17 protein-coding genes and 1 tRNA gene are annotated in these 19,343 nt (G+C 73.5%); 11 read left to right on the forward strand and 7 right to left on the reverse strand.

Features of this window, described 5'->3' with window-relative positions; translation table 11 throughout:
- Positions 1 to 31 precede the first annotated feature (31 nt).
- Together aspT and ACH414_RS06620 are read left to right on the forward strand one after the other, a co-directional pair.
- A complete protein-coding gene (aspT, locus tag ACH414_RS06615) occupies positions 32 to 1,735 on the forward strand; it encodes an aspartate-alanine antiporter (protein WP_382535644.1) in 1,704 nt (567 codons plus the stop codon).
- Positions 1,736 to 1,764: 29 nt separating this feature from the next.
- Positions 1,765 to 3,414: a bifunctional aspartate transaminase/aspartate 4-decarboxylase gene (locus tag ACH414_RS06620; RefSeq protein ID WP_398940990.1), complete on the forward strand. Its 1,650-nt coding sequence runs from the start codon at positions 1,765 to 1,767 to the stop codon at positions 3,412 to 3,414.
- Positions 3,415 to 3,515: 101 nt separating this feature from the next.
- Here the strand turns inward: ACH414_RS06620 and ACH414_RS06625 are convergent, their stop codons facing one another.
- From ACH414_RS06625 to ACH414_RS06635, 3 genes are all read right to left on the reverse strand, one after another.
- Positions 3,516 to 5,024 carry a cellulose binding domain-containing protein gene (locus ACH414_RS06625; RefSeq protein ID WP_386564602.1) on the reverse strand — a complete coding sequence of 503 codons (1,509 nt, stop codon included), beginning with the start codon at positions 5,022 to 5,024 and terminating at the stop codon, positions 3,516 to 3,518.
- 143 nt (positions 5,025 to 5,167) lie between these two features.
- Positions 5,168 to 6,538, reverse strand: a complete 1,371-nt coding sequence (locus tag ACH414_RS06630) for an ATP-binding protein (protein ID WP_382535653.1) — start codon at positions 6,536 to 6,538, stop codon at positions 5,168 to 5,170.
- Positions 6,535 to 7,236: a response regulator transcription factor gene (locus ACH414_RS06635; RefSeq protein WP_391769008.1), complete on the reverse strand. Its 702-nt coding sequence runs from the start codon at positions 7,234 to 7,236 to the stop codon at positions 6,535 to 6,537. The genes ACH414_RS06630 and ACH414_RS06635 overlap by 4 nt, the downstream gene beginning before the upstream one ends.
- Before the next feature lie 34 nt (positions 7,237 to 7,270).
- Between ACH414_RS06635 and ACH414_RS06640 the strand changes: the two genes are divergently transcribed.
- Complete coding sequence (locus ACH414_RS06640; protein WP_382535658.1) at positions 7,271 to 7,861, forward strand: hypothetical protein; 591 nt, start codon at positions 7,271 to 7,273, stop codon at positions 7,859 to 7,861.
- 9 nt (positions 7,862 to 7,870) lie between these two features.
- Here the strand turns inward: ACH414_RS06640 and ACH414_RS06645 are convergent, their stop codons facing one another.
- Both ACH414_RS06645 and ACH414_RS06650 read right to left on the reverse strand, forming a co-directional pair.
- Complete coding sequence (locus ACH414_RS06645; protein WP_383161961.1) at positions 7,871 to 8,746, reverse strand: spermidine synthase; 876 nt, start codon at positions 8,744 to 8,746, stop codon at positions 7,871 to 7,873.
- A 53-nt stretch (positions 8,747 to 8,799) separates the two neighbouring features.
- Positions 8,800 to 9,237 carry a hypothetical protein gene (locus tag ACH414_RS06650; RefSeq protein ID WP_382535664.1) on the reverse strand — a complete coding sequence of 146 codons (438 nt, stop codon included), beginning with the start codon at positions 9,235 to 9,237 and terminating at the stop codon, positions 8,800 to 8,802.
- Positions 9,238 to 9,461: 224 nt separating this feature from the next.
- On the opposite strand from ACH414_RS06650, the gene ACH414_RS06655 reads away from it, so the two are divergent.
- Entirely contained in the window at positions 9,462 to 10,748 is a 1,287-nt protein-coding gene (locus tag ACH414_RS06655; protein ID WP_398940993.1) for a tetratricopeptide repeat protein, read from the forward strand.
- Positions 10,749 to 10,773: 25 nt separating this feature from the next.
- On the opposite strand, the gene ACH414_RS06660 is transcribed toward ACH414_RS06655, so the two are convergent.
- Positions 10,774 to 11,370 carry a histidine phosphatase family protein gene (locus tag ACH414_RS06660; protein WP_382535670.1) on the reverse strand — a complete coding sequence of 199 codons (597 nt, stop codon included), beginning with the start codon at positions 11,368 to 11,370 and terminating at the stop codon, positions 10,774 to 10,776.
- Positions 11,371 to 11,500: 130 nt separating this feature from the next.
- Between ACH414_RS06660 and ACH414_RS06665 the strand changes: the two genes are divergently transcribed.
- The 7 genes from ACH414_RS06665 (at position 11,501) to ACH414_RS06695 (ending at position 17,657) form a co-directional block, all read left to right on the forward strand.
- The gene (locus ACH414_RS06665; protein ID WP_382535673.1) at positions 11,501 to 12,355 is read left to right on the forward strand and encodes a phosphatase PAP2 family protein; all 855 of its coding nucleotides are present in this window, start codon (positions 11,501 to 11,503) and stop codon (positions 12,353 to 12,355) included.
- The gene (locus tag ACH414_RS06670; protein WP_382535676.1) at positions 12,288 to 13,400 is read left to right on the forward strand and encodes a hypothetical protein; all 1,113 of its coding nucleotides are present in this window, start codon (positions 12,288 to 12,290) and stop codon (positions 13,398 to 13,400) included. The genes ACH414_RS06665 and ACH414_RS06670 overlap by 68 nt, the downstream gene beginning before the upstream one ends.
- Positions 13,391 to 14,980, forward strand: a complete 1,590-nt coding sequence (locus ACH414_RS06675; RefSeq protein ID WP_382535678.1) for a hypothetical protein — start codon at positions 13,391 to 13,393, stop codon at positions 14,978 to 14,980. The genes ACH414_RS06670 and ACH414_RS06675 overlap by 10 nt, the downstream gene beginning before the upstream one ends.
- Positions 14,977 to 16,314, forward strand: coding sequence for an AAA domain-containing protein (locus ACH414_RS06680; protein ID WP_382535681.1), 1,338 nt, complete (start codon positions 14,977 to 14,979; stop codon positions 16,312 to 16,314). The genes ACH414_RS06675 and ACH414_RS06680 overlap by 4 nt, the downstream gene beginning before the upstream one ends.
- Positions 16,315 to 16,465: 151 nt before the next feature.
- Positions 16,466 to 16,822, forward strand: coding sequence for a hypothetical protein (locus tag ACH414_RS06685; protein ID WP_382535684.1), 357 nt, complete (start codon positions 16,466 to 16,468; stop codon positions 16,820 to 16,822).
- A 141-nt stretch (positions 16,823 to 16,963) separates the two neighbouring features.
- A complete protein-coding gene (locus ACH414_RS06690) occupies positions 16,964 to 17,593 on the forward strand; it encodes a bifunctional DNA primase/polymerase (RefSeq protein WP_382535687.1) in 630 nt (209 codons plus the stop codon).
- Positions 17,584 to 17,657 (forward strand) — tRNA-Lys (locus tag ACH414_RS06695). The genes ACH414_RS06690 and ACH414_RS06695 overlap by 10 nt, the downstream gene beginning before the upstream one ends.
- 76 nt (positions 17,658 to 17,733) lie before the next feature.
- Here the strand turns inward: ACH414_RS06695 and ACH414_RS06700 are convergent.
- Positions 17,734 to 19,011: a M6 family metalloprotease domain-containing protein gene (locus ACH414_RS06700; RefSeq protein ID WP_382536177.1), complete on the reverse strand. Its 1,278-nt coding sequence runs from the start codon at positions 19,009 to 19,011 to the stop codon at positions 17,734 to 17,736.
- Positions 19,012 to 19,343: the final 332 nt, after the last annotated feature.

The raw sequence follows: 19,343 nt of genomic DNA on the forward strand, positions 1-19,343 counted from the left end.
GAGGACGCATGGTGAGAGGACACACGTCCCCATGATCGACTTTCTCAACCGGAACATCTTCCAACCCCACCCCGAGCTGCTGATCTTCATCACGGTCGCGCTCGGCTTCCTCTTCGGAAAGCTCCGTTACAAGGCCATCGCACTGGGTGCGGTCACCGGCTGTCTGGTGGCGGGACTGCTGCTGGGCGCCCAGTTCAAGGTGACCATCGACGGCACCGTGAAGAACCTGTTCTTCACGCTGTTCCTCTTCGCGCTCGGCTACAAGGTCGGCCCGCAGTTCTTCCGCGGCCTGAAGAAGGACGGCCTGCCGCAGGTCGTCAACGCGGTCGTCGTCTGCGTCACCGGCCTCCTGGTCTCCTGGGGCTTCGCCGTGATGCTCGGCTACGGCCCCGGACTCTCCGCGGGACTGCTCGGCGGCGCCCTCACCCAGTCCGCGGTGATCGGTGTCGCCCAGGACGCCATCGGCAACCTGCCGGGGCTGTCCGCCGCGCAGATGAAGAACGAGGAGAACCTGGTCGCGATCGGCTACGCGGTCACCTATCCGCTCGGCACGATCCTGTGCGCGATGCTCCTCGCCAACGTCCTGCCCAAGCTGTACAAGCGCGATCTGGCCGCCGAGTCGGCCCGGCTGGCGAAGGAGCTGGACGCCCCCGGGGACAACCCCGACCTGGCCGAGGGCTACTACGAGGTCGTCCTGCGCGCGTACGAGATGGACCACTCCCCGCTGGTCGGGCGGACCATCGACGACTTCGAGAACCAGCAGAAGGAGCTGGGCCACCGGATCTACATCACCCGGGTCCGCCGCGAGGGGCAGATCCTCGCCCACGACCAGCAGACGGTGCTGCGCTCGGGCGACACGGTCGCCGTCAGCGCCCTGCGCGGCTCGCTGATCGAGTTCGACGCCCGCACCCACATCGGCCCCGAGACCGACGACGTGGAGCTGCTCGGCTACCAGACCGAGAGCCTGCACGTGGTCGCCTCGGAGAAGGCGCAGCTCGGCAAGACCATCGCGGAGCTGCGGCGCGAGCCCTTCATGGTCGGCGTCTACATCGACAAGCTGTACCGCTCGGGCGCCGAGTTCCCCTACCGCCTGAACACCCGGCTGGAGCGCGGCGACACGGTGATCCTGACCGGCCCCAAGCGGCTGGTCGACCCGGCCGGCAAGGCGATCGGCAAGCCGGTGCCGACCTCGTTCGCCACCGACATGCTCTGGGTGGGCCTCGGCGTCTTCCTCGGCGGCTGCATCGGCATCCCGGCGCTGACCGTCTCGGGCGTGCCGATCTCGCTGTCCACCTCGGGCGGCGCGCTGATCATGGGCCTGGTCTTCGGCTGGATCCGCGGCAAGTACCCGACGTACGGCAATGTGCCGCCGGGCGCCCAGTGGTTCATGGACACCCTCGGCCTCTGCCTCTTCGTCGCGGTCGTCGGCATCAACGCGGGGCCGAGCTTCACCAGCGGTCTGTCGACGGCCGGCTGGGGGCTGCTGATCTGGGGCGCGGTGGCCACCGTGATCCCGCTGATCGTGGGCTTCCTGGTGGGCCACTACGTCCAGAAGATCCGCTTCCCGATCCTGATGGGCGTGCTGGCCGGCGGCCAGACCACGACGGCGGCGATCGGCGCGATCAACGAGCAGTCGAAGTCGCAGATCCCCACGCTCGGCTACACGATCCCCTACGCGGTCGGCAACGTGCTGCTGACCATCTGGGGCGCCGTGATCGTCATCCTCAACCACTGACGCGAACCACTGAACGCGAAGGACGGACCATGCCCAAGACCACGTTCACCCGCGAGGAGATCAAGTCCTTCGCGCAGCTCTCGCCGTTCGAGCTGAAGGACAAGTTCATCAAGATCGCCCAGCTCGCGCAGGCCGACAAGCCCGGCCAGAAGGACAAGTCCCAGGTCCAGATGCTCAACGCGGGCCGCGGCAACCCGAACTGGACGGCGACCAGCCCGCGCGAGGCGTTCTACGCGCTCGGCTACTTCTCGCTCTCCGAGTCCCGCCGGGTGTGGACGGCGGACGACCTCGGCGGCATGCCCGAACTCACCGGCTCGGGAGCGCGCTTCGACGCCTTCGTGCGGCAGCACCCGGACCTGCCCGGGATCGAGCTGCTGCAGAAGAGCGTGGAGTACGCGGTCGAGCGCTTCGGCTTCGACAAGGACGCCTTCGTGCACGAGCTGACCGACAGCTCGATCGGCGACAACTACCCGGTGCCGGACCGGATCCTCACCCACACCGAGCAGATCGTCCGCGGCTATGTGCACGACGAGATGTTCGCCGGGAACCCGCCCGAGGGGAACCTCTCGCTCTTCGCGACCGAGGGCGGCACGGCGGCCATGTGCTACATCTTCGACTCCCTGATGAAGAACGGGATCCTGAAGAAGGGCGACAGGATCGCCCTCATGGTGCCGGTCTTCACGCCGTACATCGAGATCCCCGAGCTCGACACGTACGAGTTCGACGTCGTCCAGGTCGAGGCCTCGCTCTTCGCCGAGACGGGGGTGCGCGAGTGGCGCTACCCCGCCGAGGAGGTCGCCAAGCTGGAGGACCCGTCGGTCAAGCTGCTCTGCCTGGTCAACCCGTCCAACCCGCCGTCGCTCGCGCTCAGCCAGCGGGTCGCGAACCAGATCAAGGACATCGTCGCCACCAAGAACCCCAACCTGCTGATCGTCACGGACGACGTCTACGGCACCTTCGTGCCGGGCTTCCGCTCGATCGCGGCCGACCTGCCGCAGAACACGCTGCTGGTGTACTCGTACTCGAAGCACTACGGGGCCACCGGCTGGCGGCTCGGGGTCATCGGGCTCAACGACGACAACGTCATCGACAAGATGATCGCCGGACTGCCGGAGGCGGAGAAGCAGCGGCTGAACAAGCGGTACGGGACGCTGTCGCTGGAGCCGGAGAAGATCCGCTTCATCGACCGGCTGGTCGCGGACTCGCGGCAGGTCGCCCTCAACCACACGGCCGGGCTCTCGCTGCCGCAGCAGGTCATGATGGCGCTCTTCTCCCTCTTCGACATGCTGGAGGAGGGCCAGGCGTACAAGGAGCGGCTGCGCGGGATCGTGAACCAGCGGCTCGACCTGCTCCTCGAAGGCGCCCAGATGAAGATCGCCGACGACCGGCAGCGGGCCGGCTACTACATCGAGCTCGACCTGCTCGCGGAGGCCGAGCGGGTGCACGGGAAGGACTTCGCGGACTTCCTGGAGAAGAACTACGAGCCGGTGGACCCGCTGTTCCGGCTGGCCGAGCAGACGAGCGTGGTGCTCCTGAACGGCGGCGGCTTCGACGGGCCCGAGTGGTCGGTGCGGGTGTCGCTGGCCAACCTGGACGACCTGGACTACCTGAAGATCGGGCACCACCTGCGAGGGATCTTCGACGACTACGCGGAGGAGTGGAAGACCTCGCGGGCCTGACGGCGCGAGGGTGCGCGCTCCGGCCGGCGGTGGGGTGGCTCCGGCCGGAGCGCGCGGTGTGGGGGGACCGGGGGGCTGGGGGTGGGGTCCCTGGGCGGGGTCTACTTGTAGGCGGCGAAGGCCTTGGTGAAGGCGAACGGCTGCTGGAGGATCGACGAGCAGGTGGCGTCGGCGTAGTTCACGGCGCCGGAGGCGCACTGCTTGTCGCGGGTCGAGGACCACATCGACAGCCAGCCGAGGCCCTTGGACCGCGCGAAGTCCACGAGCTGGGTGGCGTCGTCGACCCTGAAGACCTCGGAGGAGACGTCGTTGACGCCGATCATCGGGGTGACGGCGACGGCCTTCCACGCGGCCGCGTCCGACAGGCCGAGGACTCCCTTGATCTGGGCCTGGGTCGCGGTGGCCGCCGAGATCGCGTACTGGCCCATGTCCCCGCTGTAGGCCGGCCCGTAGTCCATCGCCATGATGTTGACGGCGTCGACCCGCACCCCGTTGCGCTTGGCGTCGGCCAGCAGGTCGACTCCGGGCTGGGTGAGGCCCTCGGGCATCACGGGCAGCGTGAAGGAGACGTTCAGGCCGGGGTGGGACTTCTGGAGCTGGGCGATGGCCTGGGAGCGGCGGGTGTTGGCGGCGGTGTCCGGCAGGGCCGCGCCCTCGATGTCGAAGTCGACCTTGGTGAGCTTGTACTGGTCGACGACCTTGCCGTACGCGGCGGCGAGGGCGGTGGACGAGGAGCAGTTCAGGGCGAGTTCGTGGCCGGCCGCGCCGCCGAAGGAGACCCGGACGTCGCCGCCCCTGGCCCGCAGGGCGCCGATCTGGGCGGCGACCTTGTCGGAGGCCAGGTCGGTGACCCCGCCCCACAGCGGCGCGCAGGCCCCGCCGGAGGTGATGAAGGCGAGGTTGAACTCCTTGACGCCGGTCTGGTCGACGGTGGCGAGCAGGTCGTACGCGGGGTAGAGCGAGGTGTCGACGTAGGGGGCGTACCGGGCGGTGCCGGTGCCGGGCGCGGAGGTCGCGGTCGCGGTGGGCGCCGGGGTGGCGGTCGCCGTCGCGGTCGGCTTCGGCGTGGCGCTCGGGGTGGGCGGGGCCGTCGTCGTCGGGGTCGCCGTGGGGGCCGGGGAGGCGGTGGCGGTGGGCTGCTCGGTGGGCCGGCCGCTGGGGGTGGGGGTGGCCCCGCCGGCCGAGCAGGCGGCCTTGTTGATGAGGCAGCCGACCGGGTCGCCGGCCGCCCCGGAGGCGGAGGTGACGAAGCCGACGGTGACGGACTGGCCGGGGGCGAGCTGCCGGTTCCAGCTCGCGGGCTTCACGGTGACGTGGCGGCCGGAGACGGTGTGCTCGCCGTTCCAGAGGGAGCCGATGACGGTCCCCGCGGGCAGGTCGAACTCCAGGGTCCAGTCGGACTGCGCGGTCGAGGTCTCGTTGGTGATGACGTACTGGCCGGTGTAGCCGCCGGTCCAGGAGCTGGTCCTGGTGTAGGCGGCGCCGACGGCGGCGGCCTGCGCGGTGCCGGTGAGCGCGAACGCGGCGCCGCCGATCACCGCGGCGGCGACGACCACGCCGACGGCCTTGGTCCTGGCGCTCGTCCTGCGCCGGTGCGAACTCGTGCCCATCGCGTGCCTGCCTCTGCGTGCCGGGGGTGGGGGTGGGGTGCGGCAGCACGCTAGCGGCAGGGAAACGGACAAATGCCCACGAGGGGGCCGGGGTTGGGGATCCTTAGGCTCCGCTTAAGGAAGGCATCGGAGGGATTAAAGGTTCACCTCGCACGACGGCGGCCACGGCGCGCCGACGGGGTGCGGGTGCCGCGGTCGCCGAGCCCGATCCAGATGCGGACCTCGGTGCCGCCGAGCACCGAGTGCCCGATGCGCACGTCACCGCCGGTGGACTCGGCCATGCGGCGCACGATGTCGAGACCGAGCCCGGTGGAGCCGTCCCGGGCGCCGCTGTTGCCGCGGGCGAGCGCGGCGGCCGGGTCGGCGATGCCGGGGCCCGCGTCGGACACCAGGATGATGACGGCGTCGTCGCCGTTGTGGAGGTCGACGGAGAAGGCGGTGCCCAGCGGGGTGTGCCGGAAGACGTTGCCGAGCAGCGCGTCGAGCGCGGCGACCAGCTCGGGCCGGGCCACCGGGATGCGCACGGGCCGCTCGACGCCCGCGACCCGCACCTTGCGGTCCTCGTCCTCGGCGAGCGCCGACCAGAAGTCCATCCGCTCGCGCACCACTTCGGCGGCGTCGCAGCCCGCCAGGGGGGCGGTCGGCTGGGTCTGCGGCTTGGCCTCCCTGGCCGTACGGATGATGGTGTCGACCTCGCGCTCCAGCTGTTCGACGGCGGCCCGGGTCTGCTCGGCCGCGGGCCCGGAGCCCAGCGAGGCCGCGTTGAGCCGCAGCACGGTCAGCGGGGTGCGCAGGCGGTGGGAGAGGTCGGCGGCGAGCTCGCGCTCGTTGGCGAGCAGCTGCACCACCTGGTCGGCCATCGAGTTGAAGGCGGTGGCGGCCGACCTGAGCTCGGGCGGCCCCTCCTCGGGGACGCGGGCGCCCAACTTGCCCTCGCCCAGCTCGTGGGCGGCGCGGGCGAGGCGCTGGGCGGGCCGGACCATGCGCACGCCGAGCCGGTCGGCGACCGCGACGGAGCCGACGATCAGGGCGATGCCGACGGCGGCCAGGACCAGCCAGGCGGTGGCGACCCCGTTGGTGACCTCGCCCTCGGGGACGAAGAGTTCGACGATGGCGACCTGCCCGGAGCTGACCGCGGTGGGCTGGAGCAGCACGGAGCCGCCGGGCACCTCGGCGATGGTGGCGCGGCCCAGGGAGCGGGTGGTGGCCAGGTCCTCGTCGGTGGCGCGCCGGGTGCCGATCTCGACGCCCTCGGTGCCGGGTTCGCCGGGCGAGGGCAGATGCACGGCGAGCCGGCCCTCGGCCCCGTCGTCGGTGGTGGCGACGGCGCGGTCCAGCTGCTCGCGATCGGTGGTGATCGCGAGGACCGGCGCGAGTCCGGCGGCACGGCGCTCGGCGTTGGAGAAGGCCCGGTCCCTGGCCATCTCCTTGACGACGAGGCCGAGCGGGACGGCGAAGGCGACCACGACCATGGCGGTGACGGCGAGCGACACCTTGACCAGTGCCCATCTCACGCCGACGGCTCCCGGGGCGGCTCCAGCTTCACGCCCACCCCGCGCAGGGTGTGCAGATAGCGGGGGTTCGCGGCCGTCTCGCCCAGTTTCCGCCGCAGCCAGGACAGGTGCACGTCGATGGTCTGGTCGTCCCCGTAGGACTGCTGCCACACCTCGGCGAGCAGCTCCCTGCGCGGGACGACCACCCCGGGCCGGCCCGCCAGGAAGGCGAGCAGGTCGAACTCCCGCCGGGTCAGGTCGAGCGCGGTGCCGTCGAGCGCCGCCTGGCGGCGCAGCGGGTCGATGGCGAGCCCGCCGACCCTGATCTCCCGCGGCGGCGGCACCTCGCCCGCCGAGGAGCGGGAGCGGCGCAGCACGGCCGCCATCCGGGCGGACAGGTGCTCCACCGAGAACGGCTTGGTCAGGTAGTCGTCGGCGCCGTCGTTGAGCAGCCGGACGATCTCCGCCTCGTCGTCGCGCGCGGTGGCGATGATCACCGGTACGTCGGTGATGCCGCGCAGCATCTTCAGCGCCTCGGACCCGTCCAGATCGGGCAGTCCGAGGTCCAGGATGACCACGTCGAAACGGAAATGGGCGACCTCGCGCAGCGCCTCCAGGGCCGTGCCGACGCTTCGCACCAGGTGGGACGCCTCGGTCAGATGCCGGATGAGGGCGGAGCGCACGAACTGGTCGTCCTCGACCACGAGCACACTTGCCATGGCCCGCACCGTACGCCATCCGGGGGATGGCAGGATGAGCCGGATGCGAAGAGGACTCGTTCACGCGCTGGCGTGGTCGCTCGCCACGGGCGGCGCGGTCACGCTCTCGTGGTGGGGGGTGCACACCGTGCTGGCCGGCACGGTCTACGACCCGCCGCGCGCCCTGCCCATCCCGACCGGCATGGGCACCGGTACCGCCGTCGGATCCGACCCGCTCGCCTCCTCGACCCACGCGTCCGGCTCCCCCACCGCCACCCCGTCGGCGAACCCGGCCACCACGCCCCCCACGAGCGCCCCGGCCACACCCCCGTCGCGCCGCCCCACCACCCCGGCGGCCACGCCGAGCGCCCCGGGCGGGACGGGCGCGACCCCGGGCACGGCGGGCGCCGGGAACACCGGCAACGTCAAGAGCTACGGCACCGACGGCGGCCGGGCCGTCTTCGACCTCGGCCCGTCCTCGGCCGAACTCGTCAACGCGACGCCCGAGTCGGGCTGGCAGATGCAGGTGTGGAAGCAGCCGACCTGGATCCGGGTGACCTTCACCAAGGACAGCCGGGAGATCTCGGTCTTCTGCGTCTGGCACGACACCGCGCCGCGCGTGGAGATCGAGGAGCGCGCGACCTAGGCGCCGGGCTCAGCGGAAGACGGACGCGGGCGGTACGGGCGAGGGCTTGGCGCTCGCGTCGGTGACCGGGGTCGCGCCACCCGTGAAGTCGGCGAGCGCCCGCCCGTGCTCGACCCGCCCGGCGTGCGGGTCGGTCGCGACCCGCCGGGTCAGCTCGGCCACCGGCAGCTCCCGGTCGGAGGCGAGCAGGACCGCGTTGCCGAAACGGCGCCCGCGCAGCACGGTCGGGTCCGCGGTGAGCGCCAGCTCCGGGAAGACCCCGGCCGCGGTCGCGATCTGGCCGCGCAGATGCGCCAGCGGCGGGCCGTCGGCGAGGTTGGCCGCGTAGAAGCCGCCGGGCCGCAACACCCGCCGCACCTCGGCCAGGAACTCCGTACTGGTCAGATGCGCGGGCGTACGGGCCCCGCTGAACACATCGGCGATGATCAGGTCCGCCCAGCCGTCCTGCACCTTGCCGAGCCCGGCCCGGGCGTCGGTGGAGCGCACCCGGATCCGGGCGGTGGAGTCGAGCGGCAGCTCCCGGCGGACCAGCTGCACCAGCGGCCCGTCGAGCTCCACGATCTGCTGGGTGGAGCGGGGCCGGGTGGCGGCGATGTACCGGGCGAGGGTGAAGGCGCCGCCGCCGAGGTGCACGGCCTGGATCGGCCGGCCGGGCGGGGCGACGAGATCGGCGATGTGGCCGAGGCGCCGCTGGTACTCGAAGGTGAGGTGCGCGGGATCGTCGAGGTCGACGTGCGACTGCGGGGCGCCGTCGATCAGCAGCGTCCACCCGCGGGGCCGCTCCCGGTCGGGTATGAGTTCGGCGAGCCCGCCGTCGACGGTCTCGACGACGGCGACGGCCGCTGCCGCCCGTTCCCGCTGCTTGTTCCTGGCCACGTGCCCCATTATCGGCGCAGCCGAGGGTGCTCCGCCCGACGAGCCCTGGGCGGGCGCGGGGCTCAGCGGCAGCCGTCCGCCGCCTCGATCAGCCGGGCCGCCTGGCCCAGTGCCTCGCGGAGCATCGCCGGGTCGGTGACCTCGCCGCCGTCCTCGGGGGGCAGCAGCCAGTCCGCGGGGCGGGGGGTCACGCCGTCGGGGCCGGGGAGTTCCGGCAGCTCCGGCAGGCGCAGGCCCCGACCCGCGGTCCTGGTACACGCGCTGCCCGGCATGTCCCAGCCCGCCGCCGTGCCGGGCGGCACCAGGAAGCCGAGCGTGTCGCAGGCGCCGTCGTGCAGCACCGGGCCGACGGCGGGGGCACCGCCGCGACGCAGGATGTCCACGGCCTCCAGGCCCTGCCGGGCCGGCACGGTCACCAGGTCGCACGGCTCGGCCGGGGACGCGCTCGCGTCCGGCGTGGGCGCGTGCACCGCGGTGGACTGTGATGCGGTATCCGCCATGGGACCCCTCCTCACTCAAGAGGAGACACGTTCCGTCTCTCCGCATGGTTCAACGCCCGTGAGCGTCAACGGCTACGGCGGCACGCCGCCGCAAAGGATGGCAGTTCATGGCAGATCGCAGGCGAGATATCCGATTTGTTGGCAAACCCTGCGTGCGCGGTCGGTCACAGCAGGTACGTTCTTGCCCCGCCGGAACACCGGCAGCACCAGGAGAGGGCTCGGCCATGGCGTTGTCACGGGCAGTTCCCAACCTCGCCTTCCGCAGACTCCGCGGACAGCACTCGCCGGCGGAGTTCGCCGCGTCGGTCCGCCGGGCCGCGCGGGAGATCGGCGAGCAGGTCGCGTGCGACGCCCGGTACATCGGGCGCGTGGAGGCGGGCGAGATCCGCTGCCCCAACTACGCGTACGAGCGCGTGTTCCTGCACATGTTCCCCGGGCTCAGCCTTGCGGACCTGGGGTTCTCGGCGCGGGAGGCCGTCCGCGGCCGGCGCTCGGCCGTCCCGGCCGAGGCACCGCCACCCCCCGCCCTCTCCACCCGGAACGATGAGGAGAGCGACGTGCTGCGTCGCGCATTCATGACCGGCGGCACCGCCACCGTGGCGGCCGCCTCGCTGGGACTCGGCGGCCCCGTCGCCGCGATCCCCGCCCCCCGTGGCGTCCACCGCATCGGCGACGCCGAGGTACGCGCCGTCGAGGACGCCGTACGCCAGATCCGCCTGCTCGACGACCGGCACGGCGCCGACGGCCTCTACCAGCGGGCCACCCAGCCGCTCCGCACCGCCTACGCCCTGCTCGACGCGGGGGTCAGCGCCCGCCGCTCCACCGCCGACCGGCTGCACAACGGCGCCGGTGAGCTGGCCATCTCCGTCGGCTGGCTCGCCCACGACTCCGGCCGCCTCGACGACGCCCGCTCCCACTACGCCGAGGCCCTCGCCACCGCCCGGGTGGCCGGGGACGCCGCCCTGGAGGCGCACGCCTTCTGCAACACCTCGTTCCTGGCCAGGGACGCGGGCCGCTACCGGGAGGCCGTACGGGCCGCCCAGGCCGGCCTGCGGGCCGCGCAGCCGCTCGGCTCCGCCCGGCTGCTCACCCTGCTGACCCTGCGGGAGGCCGGCGCCTGGGCCGGGCTCGGCGACCGGTCCGCCTGCGTACAGGCCCTCGGCCGCGCCCACGCCCTCTTCGAGCGGGGCCCCGGCGAGGGCGACCCCGAGTGGATGTCCTTCTTCGGCGAACCCGAGCTGGAGGCCCTGGAGGCCCAGTGCTGGGCGATGCTGGGCGACTGGACCCGCGCCGCCCGCCACGCCCACCGGGCCACCGCGCTGCAGAGCCCGCACTTCGCCCGCAACCTCGCCCTCTACCGGGCCCAGCTGGCGGGGCACCTCGCCCACGCGGGCCGGCCCGAGGAGGCCGCGGCCCAGGTGCAGAAGGTGGTGGACTCGCTGGACGGCGTCGACTCCGCCCGCATCCGCACCCTGCTCGCGGAGACCCGCCGGGTGCTCGCCGCGTACTGACCGGCGCCCGCACGGAGCCGGGAGGCTACTGCTCCAGGTGCCCCGTGTCGTTCCAGCGCTCGATCGCGGGCGCTCCGTACGCCCAGCCCAGGACGGACAGGCTGGTCGGGTCGAGGCGGATGCGCGAGGCGAAGGAGACGTCCTCCCCCAGCCAGCGCGCGCCGATCGACCGCAGGATGTGCCCGTGCGCGAAGACCAGCACGTCACGGTCGGCCGAGCGGGCCCACTCCACGACCTGGTCGGCCCGCGCCGACAGCTCCGCCATCGTCTCGCCCTCGGGGACCCCGTCGCGCCAGATGAACCAGCCCGGCCGGACGGCCTGGATCTCGGCCGGGGTCATCCCCTCGTAGGCGCCGTAGTCCCACTCCATGAGCGCGTCCCAGTTCTCCGCGCGCTCCCCGAACCCGGCCAGCTCGCAGGTCTCCCGCGCCCGCACCAGCGGGCTGGTGCGCACCTCGACCCCGTCGAGCCCGGCCCACGGGCCACGGCTGAGCCGCTCACCGAGCAGCTTGGCGCCGCGCCGGCCCTCGTCGAGCAGGGGTATGTCGGTCCTGCCGGTGTGCCGCCCCAACAGCGACCATTCGGTCTGGCCGTGCCGGGCGAGCAGGATGCGCGGTGCCATGCGGTGTCTCCGGGTGTTCCAGGAACGGGGTGCTTCCATCATCGCCCACGTGAATTCCGGATGACCTCCGGGCAACCCCCGACGGCCGCGGGGCGTCCTCCCACGATCGAGGACATGTGGGGGGACCGGGATGCGCAGACCACGCTGGTGGGCGGAGCTCGTACTGATCGGCACGGTCTACGCGGCCTACTCCTGCGGGCGGCTCCTCGCGCGCGGCGACGTGGACGCGGCGGTCGGGCACGGGCTCGCGATCCTGCGGATCGAGCGGACGCTGGGGATCGACGCCGAGCATCCGCTCAACCGCCTGTTCACGGCGGTGCCCGCGCTCGGCGTCCCCGCCGACTTCGCCTATGCCTCGCTGCACTACCTGGTCACGCCGGCCGTGCTGGTCTGGCTCTTCCGGCGCAGGCCGGCCCGGTACCGGACGGCCAGGACCTGGCTGATGGTCTCCACCCTGCTCGGTCTCGTCGGCTTCACCCTGCTGCCGACCTGCCCTCCCCGGCTGCTCGACGCGGGCCACGGGTTCGTCGACACGATGGCGCGGTTCAGTGCCTACGGCTGGTGGGGCGGGGCGGCCAGCGCGCCGCGCGGGATGGGCGCGCTCACCAACCAGTACGCGGCCATGCCCAGCCTGCACGTGGGGTGGGCGCTGTGGTGCGGGGTGATGCTGTGGCGGTACGGGCGGGGGCCGCTGGCCAGGGTCCTCGGCGTCGGCTACCCGCTGCTGACCGCCCTCGTGGTCATGGGCACGGCCAACCACTACTTCCTGGACGCGGTGGCCGGGGCCGCGGTGATGGGGGCGGGACTGCTGCTCACGCCGTACGCGATGCGGCTCGCGGATCGGGTGATCCGTATGTTCCGTGGTGATTCCCCCCGAAACCCCCCGCTTGTCAGTGGCGGATGGGAGACTTCCGCGGGTGAGCGCATCCCTCGACAGCGGACGGCAGCTGCCTCCGCAGACGACACTTCGCCATCGGCTCGCTGAGCTGCGCGGGCCGGCCTCGGTGCCGCGTCCGCTCGACGCGCGGGCGCTGGCGGCGCTGGCCGCCAACCCGGGCTGCAAGCGGCGCGCGCTGCTCGACGGCGCCGGGGTCGACAAGACGGCGCTGGCCGAGAAGCTGGGCTCGCCCTCGGGCTTCGGCCAGTCCCAGTTCGCGATCGCGCGGGGCAACGCGTTCGAGGCGAAGGTCAAGGCGGACGGAGGCCGGGAGCTGCTGCGGCTGCTCGGCGTCGAGGAGCCGTCGGCGGTGGACCTGCCGGACCTCGCGGCGGCCGGCCCCCAGGGCCGGGCGGCCCGGACGGCGCTCGCGCTGCGGGAGGCGACGGAGGCGGGCCGCTGGGCGCTGCTCGACCATCCGATGCTGGCCGTGGAGGTGGCGGGCGCCCCCGTCTATCTGGAGCCGGACGTGGTGGTGGTGCACCCCGACGGGCGGTGGACGGTCGTGGAGATCAAGTCGTTCCCGATGATCGACGGTTCGGCCGACGCGGCGAAGGTGGGCGCGGCCGCCCGCCAGGCCGCGGTGTACGTGCTGGCGCTCGGCCGGGTCGCCGCCGTCACGGAGGGGGCGACGGTCGCGCACTCGGTGCTGCTGGTCTGCCCGAAGGACTTCTCCAACCTGCCGACGGCCTCGGTGGTGGACGTGCGCAAGCAGCTGTCGGTGACCCGGCGGCAGCTGGCGCGGCTGACCCGGCTGGAGGAGATCGCGGACGCGGTGCCGCAGGGCGTGACCTTCGACGTGGCGGAGTGCTCGGCCGAGCAGCTGACGGCCGCGGTGGAGTCCGTGCCGCACGCGTACGCGCCGGAGTGCCTGGCCGCGTGCGAGCTGGCCTTCCACTGCCGGGAGCGCGCGCGGGCCGCGGACGTGGTGGAGGCGCTCGGGCGCTCGGTGCGCGGCGAGCTCGGCGGTCTGACGACGATCGGCGAGGTGCTGGCGGCGGCCCGCGGCGAGGCCGGTGACCCGGAGGACCCGGCGGTGGCGGCGCTGCGCCGGGCGCAGGCGCTGCGGACGGAGGCGCTGGCATGCCGCTGATCGCCACGCTGGCCCGGATGGAGGCCGTCGAGTCGGGCCGGGCCCGCCCGCTGGCCACGGTCCGCCACCGGCACCTGTCCGCACGGCCCCTGGTCCTCGTGCCGCTGACGACGTCGGGCGAGGCGGGCGCGCCGCTCGGGGCGCTGGTCGGCACCGACGCCGAGGAGCCGCGGCTGCTCGTCGTGCCGCAGCCACGCGACCGGGACCTGCGGTTCGCGTTCCTCGCCGAGCTGGCCGACGCCGTCCTGCCGTACATCGACTCCTTCGCCGAGGGCGTGGAGGCGGCCGAGCGGTCCGAGACCGATCCGGAGACCGGCAAGAAGGTCAAGGTCGAGGTCGAACTCTGCGCGGACGCACCGCAGTTGGTGGTGCCGAGCCGGGCCGGCATCGAGTACGTACGCCTGCTCGGACGCTCGACGCGGTTCCGGCGGACGGCGGAGCAGGACCCGGAGACGCCGTTTCCCGCGCCGCCGCGGGTGCCGCTGCTCGGCCGCTGGCTGACGCACTACGGGGAGCGGGCCCGGGTGCCGGGCTCCTCCCTGCTCGTCGCGGCGACGGACCTGCTGAACCGGCACTGGGCGACGGGCCAGTCCTCCCTGGAGGACCAGCACCTGGGGGCGCTGCTCGCCTGGATCGAGGCGGAGCCCGAGCGGGGCGAGTCGGGGGCCGAGGCGGCGCTGCGGGCGGAGCTCGGGCGGGACGCCCAGGGGCAGTTGCTGTGCCCGCCGGCCGGACCCGCCACCGATCCGGCCTTCGACAACCGGCTGCTGGCCCCCGCCATCGAGCGCTACGACCGGGCCCGGCAGGCCCTGGGGGGCGCCGAGGACGGCGAGGCGGCCGAGGCGGGCCTCGCCGAACTCCACGCGGCCGAGCGGGAGATCCGCCGGCTCCTGGTGGCCCAGCTGAAGCCGACCTGGGACGCGGTGTGGCGGGCGCTCGGCCTGCTGCGGGAGCTCCCCGAGGGGGCCAGGGTGGCCGATCGCTGGACCCGCGACCGCTGGTCGTTCACCGGCCAGCGCGACCGGATCGCGGCGGGCGAGCCGCCGCAGCCGCGCCGGGACGACGCGGTGACCGCGGCCCGGAAGCTGGCGGCGCGCGAACAGGCGCAGGGACAGCTGGAGGCGCAGGAGGCGCTCGACGACCCGCTGGTGATGGCGGGGCGGCGGCTCGCCGGCGAGGCGTTCGTCGGCGAGGTGGTCGAGGTGGCGATGACGCGCACGGAGAAGAACCGTCCGCGCCCGCTGCTCACGGTCCACACCGACGACCTGCCCCGGCTGGACGAGGGGGTGAAGGTGTACCGCTCGCTGGACGGCAAGCCGCAGACGGCCGAGTTCGTGCGGCGGGAGCCGGACGGCGCCGTGGTGCTGCGGGTCGTGGACAGGATGGGGCGGGGGAAGGAGCCCGCGGAGGGTTCGGTGCCGGAGAAGGGCGAGCGGATCGCCTGGACGCTGTTCGAGCACGAGCAGCGGGTGGGTGCCGCGCTGCCGGACCCCGAGGAGACGCCCTGGACGCACGGCGGTCCGCCGCACGCGGACGCCGTGGAGCTGCCCGATGCCGTGACACCGGAGGACATGCTGTGAGCCGGGAGCCTTTCGACCCGTCGGCGAAGGCCGCGGAGGCCACCCGCGCGATCCTGGCGGACACCCTGCGCGGGAGCGCGCGCGGGGTCGTCGTGGACTCGCCGCCGGGCGCCGGGAAGTCGACGCTCGTGGTGCGGGCGGCGCTCGAACTGGCCGAGGCCGGGCGCCCGTTGATGATCGTGGCGCAGACCAACGCGCAGGTGGACGACCTGGTGCTGAGGATCGCGGAGAAGCAGCCGGAGCTGGTGGTGGGCCGGCTGCACTCGAACGACTCCGACCCGTACGACAAGGCGCTCGACGAGCTCGAACAGGTGCGGAAGTCGGCGAAGGCCGGTGAGCTGGCCGGGCTGCCGGTGGTGGTGTCGACGGCCGCGAAGTGGGCGCACGTGAAGAACGTCGAGCCGTGGGCGCACGCGATCGTGGACGAGGCGTACCAGATGCGCTCGGACGCGCTGCTCGCCGTGGCCGGGCTGTTCGAGCGGGCGCTGTTCGTGGGCGACCCGGGGCAGCTGGACCCGTTCTCGGTGGTGGGCGCGGAGCAGTGGGCGGGGCTGTCGTACGACCCGTCGGCGAGCGCGGTGTCGACCCTGCTCGCGCACAACCCGGAGCTCCCGCAGCACCGCCTGCCGGTCTCCTGGCGCCTGCCGGCGTCGGCGGCCCCGCTGGTGTCGGACGCGTTCTACCCGTACACCCCGTTCCGCAGCGGCACGGGGCACGGGGACCGGCGGCTCTCCTTCGGGGTGGCCTCGGACGGCTCGGGCCCCGACCGGGTCCTCGACGAGGCGGCGGAGTCCGGCTGGGGCCTGCTCGAACTGCCGGCCCGGCACACCCCGCGCACCGACCCGGAGGCCGTGCACGCGATCGCCCTGGTGGTCCGGCGCCTGCTGGACCGCGGCGGCGCGACGGTCTCGGAGCGCTCGGAGGTCCCCGCGCCGCTCACCCCCGACCGGATCGCCGTCGGCACCGCCCACCGCGACCAGGCGGCGGCGGTACGGGCCGAGCTCGCGCGGCTCGGCGTGACGGGCGTGACGGTGGACACGGCCAACCGCCTCCAGGGCCGGGAGTACGACGTGACGGTCGTCCTGCACCCCCTGTCGGGCCGCCCGGACGCCACCGCCTTCCACCTGGAGACCGGCCGCCTGTGCGTCCTTGCCTCCCGCCACCGGCACGCCTGCATCGTCGTCTGCCGCGAGGGCGTCGCCGACCTGCTGGACGAACACCCGTCGACGGAGCCGGTCCAACTGGGCGTGACGGTGAAGTTCCCGGACGGGTGGGAGGCGAACCACGCGGTGTTGTCGCACCTCGCGGAACACCGGGTGGGCTGGGCGTCGTGAGACGAGTGCGCCGCGGGGCAGCCGGCCCGTGGCGGGCGCGGCCAGTGCGTCGCGCGCTGGGGTGCGCGCCCTGGGGCGGTCTTGCACGGCGCGGGAGAATGGAAGGTGGCCCGGGTGTCCGGGCCGCGTGTGTGCGAAGAGGAGAAGAACGATGGCGGAACCCGCGGAGCGGAGCGGACAGCGGCGGATCAGGCCGTCCGCGCTGATCTTCGAACCTGCCGAGGCGACCGCCGACCCGGAGCACTTCTTCGACCTGGAGTCGATCGAGGATCCGCGGGAGCTGCTCGCCCGGGCGACGGAGCTGACCCTGGCGTTCCGGGCGGCGACGGACCGGGCGATCGAGTTCCAGGCGATCGCGGCGGCCCAGCTGGCCGATCCGCGCCGCTTCGACCGGTTGACGCCGGCGGCGGTCGCGGAGCGCGCGGAGTGGACCGAGGACTACGCCCGGAAGATGATCGAGTTCGGTCAGGGCCTGATCCGGACGGCGGGGCACGACCCGGAGGAGTGAGCGGGGCGCCCCGGCCGGCCTGGCCTCCGGACTGGCCGTCTGGCATATGACCGGGGTGCAAGATACTCCCCCGGACCCCTCCCTGTCCGGGTTTCCCGCAACCCGCCGAAACGGAACGGTCACGGCCGGTAGACCTTTCGTATGACCACTTGGCTGCGCGACGAGACGACCCCGTACGACATCCTCCGGGCCCTGCGGGACCTGGACGAGGGGCGGCACCAGGCCGCACGGGTCACCGAGGAGGGGGTCGAGTGGCTCGCCTCCGCCGTCGCCGAGCCGTGGTCCCTGCGCGCGCTCTGGGAGGAGCGGCCCGCCACCCCCACCGTGCTGCCCTGCGGGACGGCCTTCGACGTGGTGAACGTGGAGCCGATCTTCGGGCGCCGGATGCTCGACCGGCTGTGGGCCGAGGGGCCCGGCTCGGGGCCGGTCGCGGCGCACCGGGGCCGGATGCTGCTCTTCGCCGCGCCCGGCACCGCCCAGCGTTTACCGGCGCTGCTCGACTGGGAGGAGTGGGGGGCCGCCGTGCCCCGGCCGCTCTGTCACGGCACCGGGGACGCCGTGACCATCCCGCCGCTCGCCCCGCGCGACTCCGCGGGACCCCGCTGGCTGGTCGCCCCCGACACCCGCTCCCCCTGGCTGCCGGGGCCCGAGGTGCTGCTCTGGGCCTGTGTGCGGGCGGCCAGGGCGGCCTCCGCCGCCGACGTGCGCGTATCGATTTTTCCTTCCCCGGATCCGGGTGCTAATGTCTACGACGTCAGCAGGCGCCGCTAGCTCAGTTGGTTAGAGCAGCTGACTCTTAATCAGCGGGTCCGGGGTTCGAGTCCCTGGCGGCGCACAGACGGAAGAAGCCCCTCGCGGAAGCGAGGGGCTTCTTCGTGCTCGACCGGCGCTCGGCCGGGGCTCGGCCGGTTTCAGCGAGTGGCCCCCGGGCCCGTCACGCGGACCGTCCAGACGCCCGCCTTCGTCCGGTCGGCGACCTCCACCCGCACGTCCGTCCCCGGCACCGTGAAGGACTCCCCCTCCGTCAGCGGGGCGTCCGCGAGCGGCGGGTAGACCGAGCGGTCCCAGCAGGCCTCGGTGTCCGGGTGGGTGTCCACGACCTCGACCGGCCCGTCGCCGGAGGCCGCCTCGTTGCGGACCCGGTAGACGAGCACGCCCTCGGTGCAGGTGTCCCGGTCGTTGCCGGTGGCGGCGCGCGCCTCGATCGCCAGGACGCTGTCCTCACCCGTACGGACGACCGCGAGCCGGGTCCCGACGCTGCCGCCGTCGACCGGCGCCGCGGCGACCGGCTCCAGGCTCACCGTGCGGGTGCCGGGGCCGCGGACACAGGCCACCTGGGAGCGGTCGAGCCAGCCCAGCTTCCACTTGTGCCAGCCGAAGAGGTCGGGGGCGAGGCCGAACTGGCTGCCCATGACGTCCCAGTCGCCCACATAGGTGTCCCAGTCGCCCTTGCCGTCCACCGGCCGGTGGTAGAGGTCGGGCAGGTCGAAGACGTGCCCGGTCTCGTGCGCGAGGACGTTGCGGTCCGGCGGGTGCCGCTCGAAGACGGTGACGACCCGCTTGATCTCGGTGCCGTCGGCCTCCAGCGGGCGCTCCAGGTTGACCACCTTGGTGGCGTCGGAGTCCACCCCGGGCGCGTCGGGGTCCGCGACCAGGTAGACGACGTCGTAGCGGGAGAAGTCGACGTCCTTGTCGGCCGCCCTGATCGCGTCGCGGAGATAGGCCGCGCGGTGCTCGGCGTCCCAGTCCCGCCGTATGTCGTACGCGGCGGACTCCCGCGGCATCCGGGTCCATGCGGTCCGGGCGTGGGCGCGCAGGGCGAAGCGCCCGTAGGAGGCGCGCTCGAAGAACTCGGCGGTGCCGGGGAAGTGGTCGGCGGCGAGCTCGGCGGGATCGGTGAGCGGCGCGGAGTCCGGGAAGGACAGGAAGATCATGACCGCGTCGAGCGTCCGGGTGGGCCGCGGATAGGCCCGGTTCCAGGTGTCGAGGCCGAGCGAGTGGTGCGCGGCGGTACGGGGCAGGGCGCAGGGTCCCGCAGCGGGCGCGGCGACGGCGGGGCCGGCCACGAGGCCGGTCGCGGCGAGCGCCGCGAGGGAGGTGAACGCCGCCGCGCCGGCACGCAGCCGCGAGCGCGGTGGCGCCCCGGGCGCTCCTGCGGGCACTCCCCCGGGTGGCTGCTGACCCCTCACGTGGACCTCCGGCTCCGGAATGCGGGACACCTCACCCACCTTGTGATGGTTTGCGATGTTTCGCACCTTTCCGCTGCCCCGGTCGGGTGAGCACGACCCGCCGGGTCGACGCGACACGGACGCGCACCGGCTCACGGAAAGTCACATTCGGTCAGGTCCTCGTCGACCCGTGTCAGACCCGCGCAGAAACGATCGGGCGGGGCGACGGGTGGGCAGCCTCACAGCCGGCCCGGGCCTCACGCCGGGCCTCGGAGCTGGAACGGCCCCCCGGCCAGCCTCTATGATCGGCACACTTTCCTTGGCCGACCCTTCCGACCACCTCTGTACGGCCA

This window comes from Streptomyces sp. NPDC020422 (assembly GCF_044386705.1).
Lineage (GTDB): Bacteria > Actinomycetota > Actinomycetes > Streptomycetales > Streptomycetaceae > Streptomyces.

Excerpts from the sequence above, each read along its gene's own strand:
- aspT (WP_382535644.1), top strand. The coding sequence starts at position 32 with ATGATCGACTTTCTCAACCGGAACATCTTCCAACCCCACCCCGAGCTG.
- ACH414_RS06620 (WP_398940990.1), top strand. The coding sequence starts at position 1,765 with ATGCCCAAGACCACGTTCACCCGCGAGGAGATCAAGTCCTTCGCGCAG.
- ACH414_RS06625 (WP_386564602.1), bottom strand. The coding sequence starts at position 5,024 with ATGGGCACGAGTTCGCACCGGCGCAGGACGAGCGCCAGGACCAAGGCC.
- ACH414_RS06635 (WP_391769008.1), bottom strand. The coding sequence starts at position 7,236 with ATGGCAAGTGTGCTCGTGGTCGAGGACGACCAGTTCGTGCGCTCCGCC.
- ACH414_RS06640 (WP_382535658.1), top strand. The coding sequence starts at position 7,271 with ATGAGCCGGATGCGAAGAGGACTCGTTCACGCGCTGGCGTGGTCGCTC.
- ACH414_RS06645 (WP_383161961.1), bottom strand. The coding sequence starts at position 8,746 with ATGGGGCACGTGGCCAGGAACAAGCAGCGGGAACGGGCGGCAGCGGCC.
- ACH414_RS06650 (WP_382535664.1), bottom strand. The coding sequence starts at position 9,237 with ATGGCGGATACCGCATCACAGTCCACCGCGGTGCACGCGCCCACGCCG.
- ACH414_RS06655 (WP_398940993.1), top strand. The coding sequence starts at position 9,462 with ATGGCGTTGTCACGGGCAGTTCCCAACCTCGCCTTCCGCAGACTCCGC.
- ACH414_RS06660 (WP_382535670.1), bottom strand. The coding sequence starts at position 11,370 with ATGGCACCGCGCATCCTGCTCGCCCGGCACGGCCAGACCGAATGGTCG.
- ACH414_RS06665 (WP_382535673.1), top strand. The coding sequence starts at position 11,501 with ATGCGCAGACCACGCTGGTGGGCGGAGCTCGTACTGATCGGCACGGTC.
- ACH414_RS06675 (WP_382535678.1), top strand. The coding sequence starts at position 13,391 with ATGCCGCTGATCGCCACGCTGGCCCGGATGGAGGCCGTCGAGTCGGGC.
- ACH414_RS06685 (WP_382535684.1), top strand. The coding sequence starts at position 16,466 with ATGGCGGAACCCGCGGAGCGGAGCGGACAGCGGCGGATCAGGCCGTCC.
- ACH414_RS06690 (WP_382535687.1), top strand. The coding sequence starts at position 16,964 with ATGACCACTTGGCTGCGCGACGAGACGACCCCGTACGACATCCTCCGG.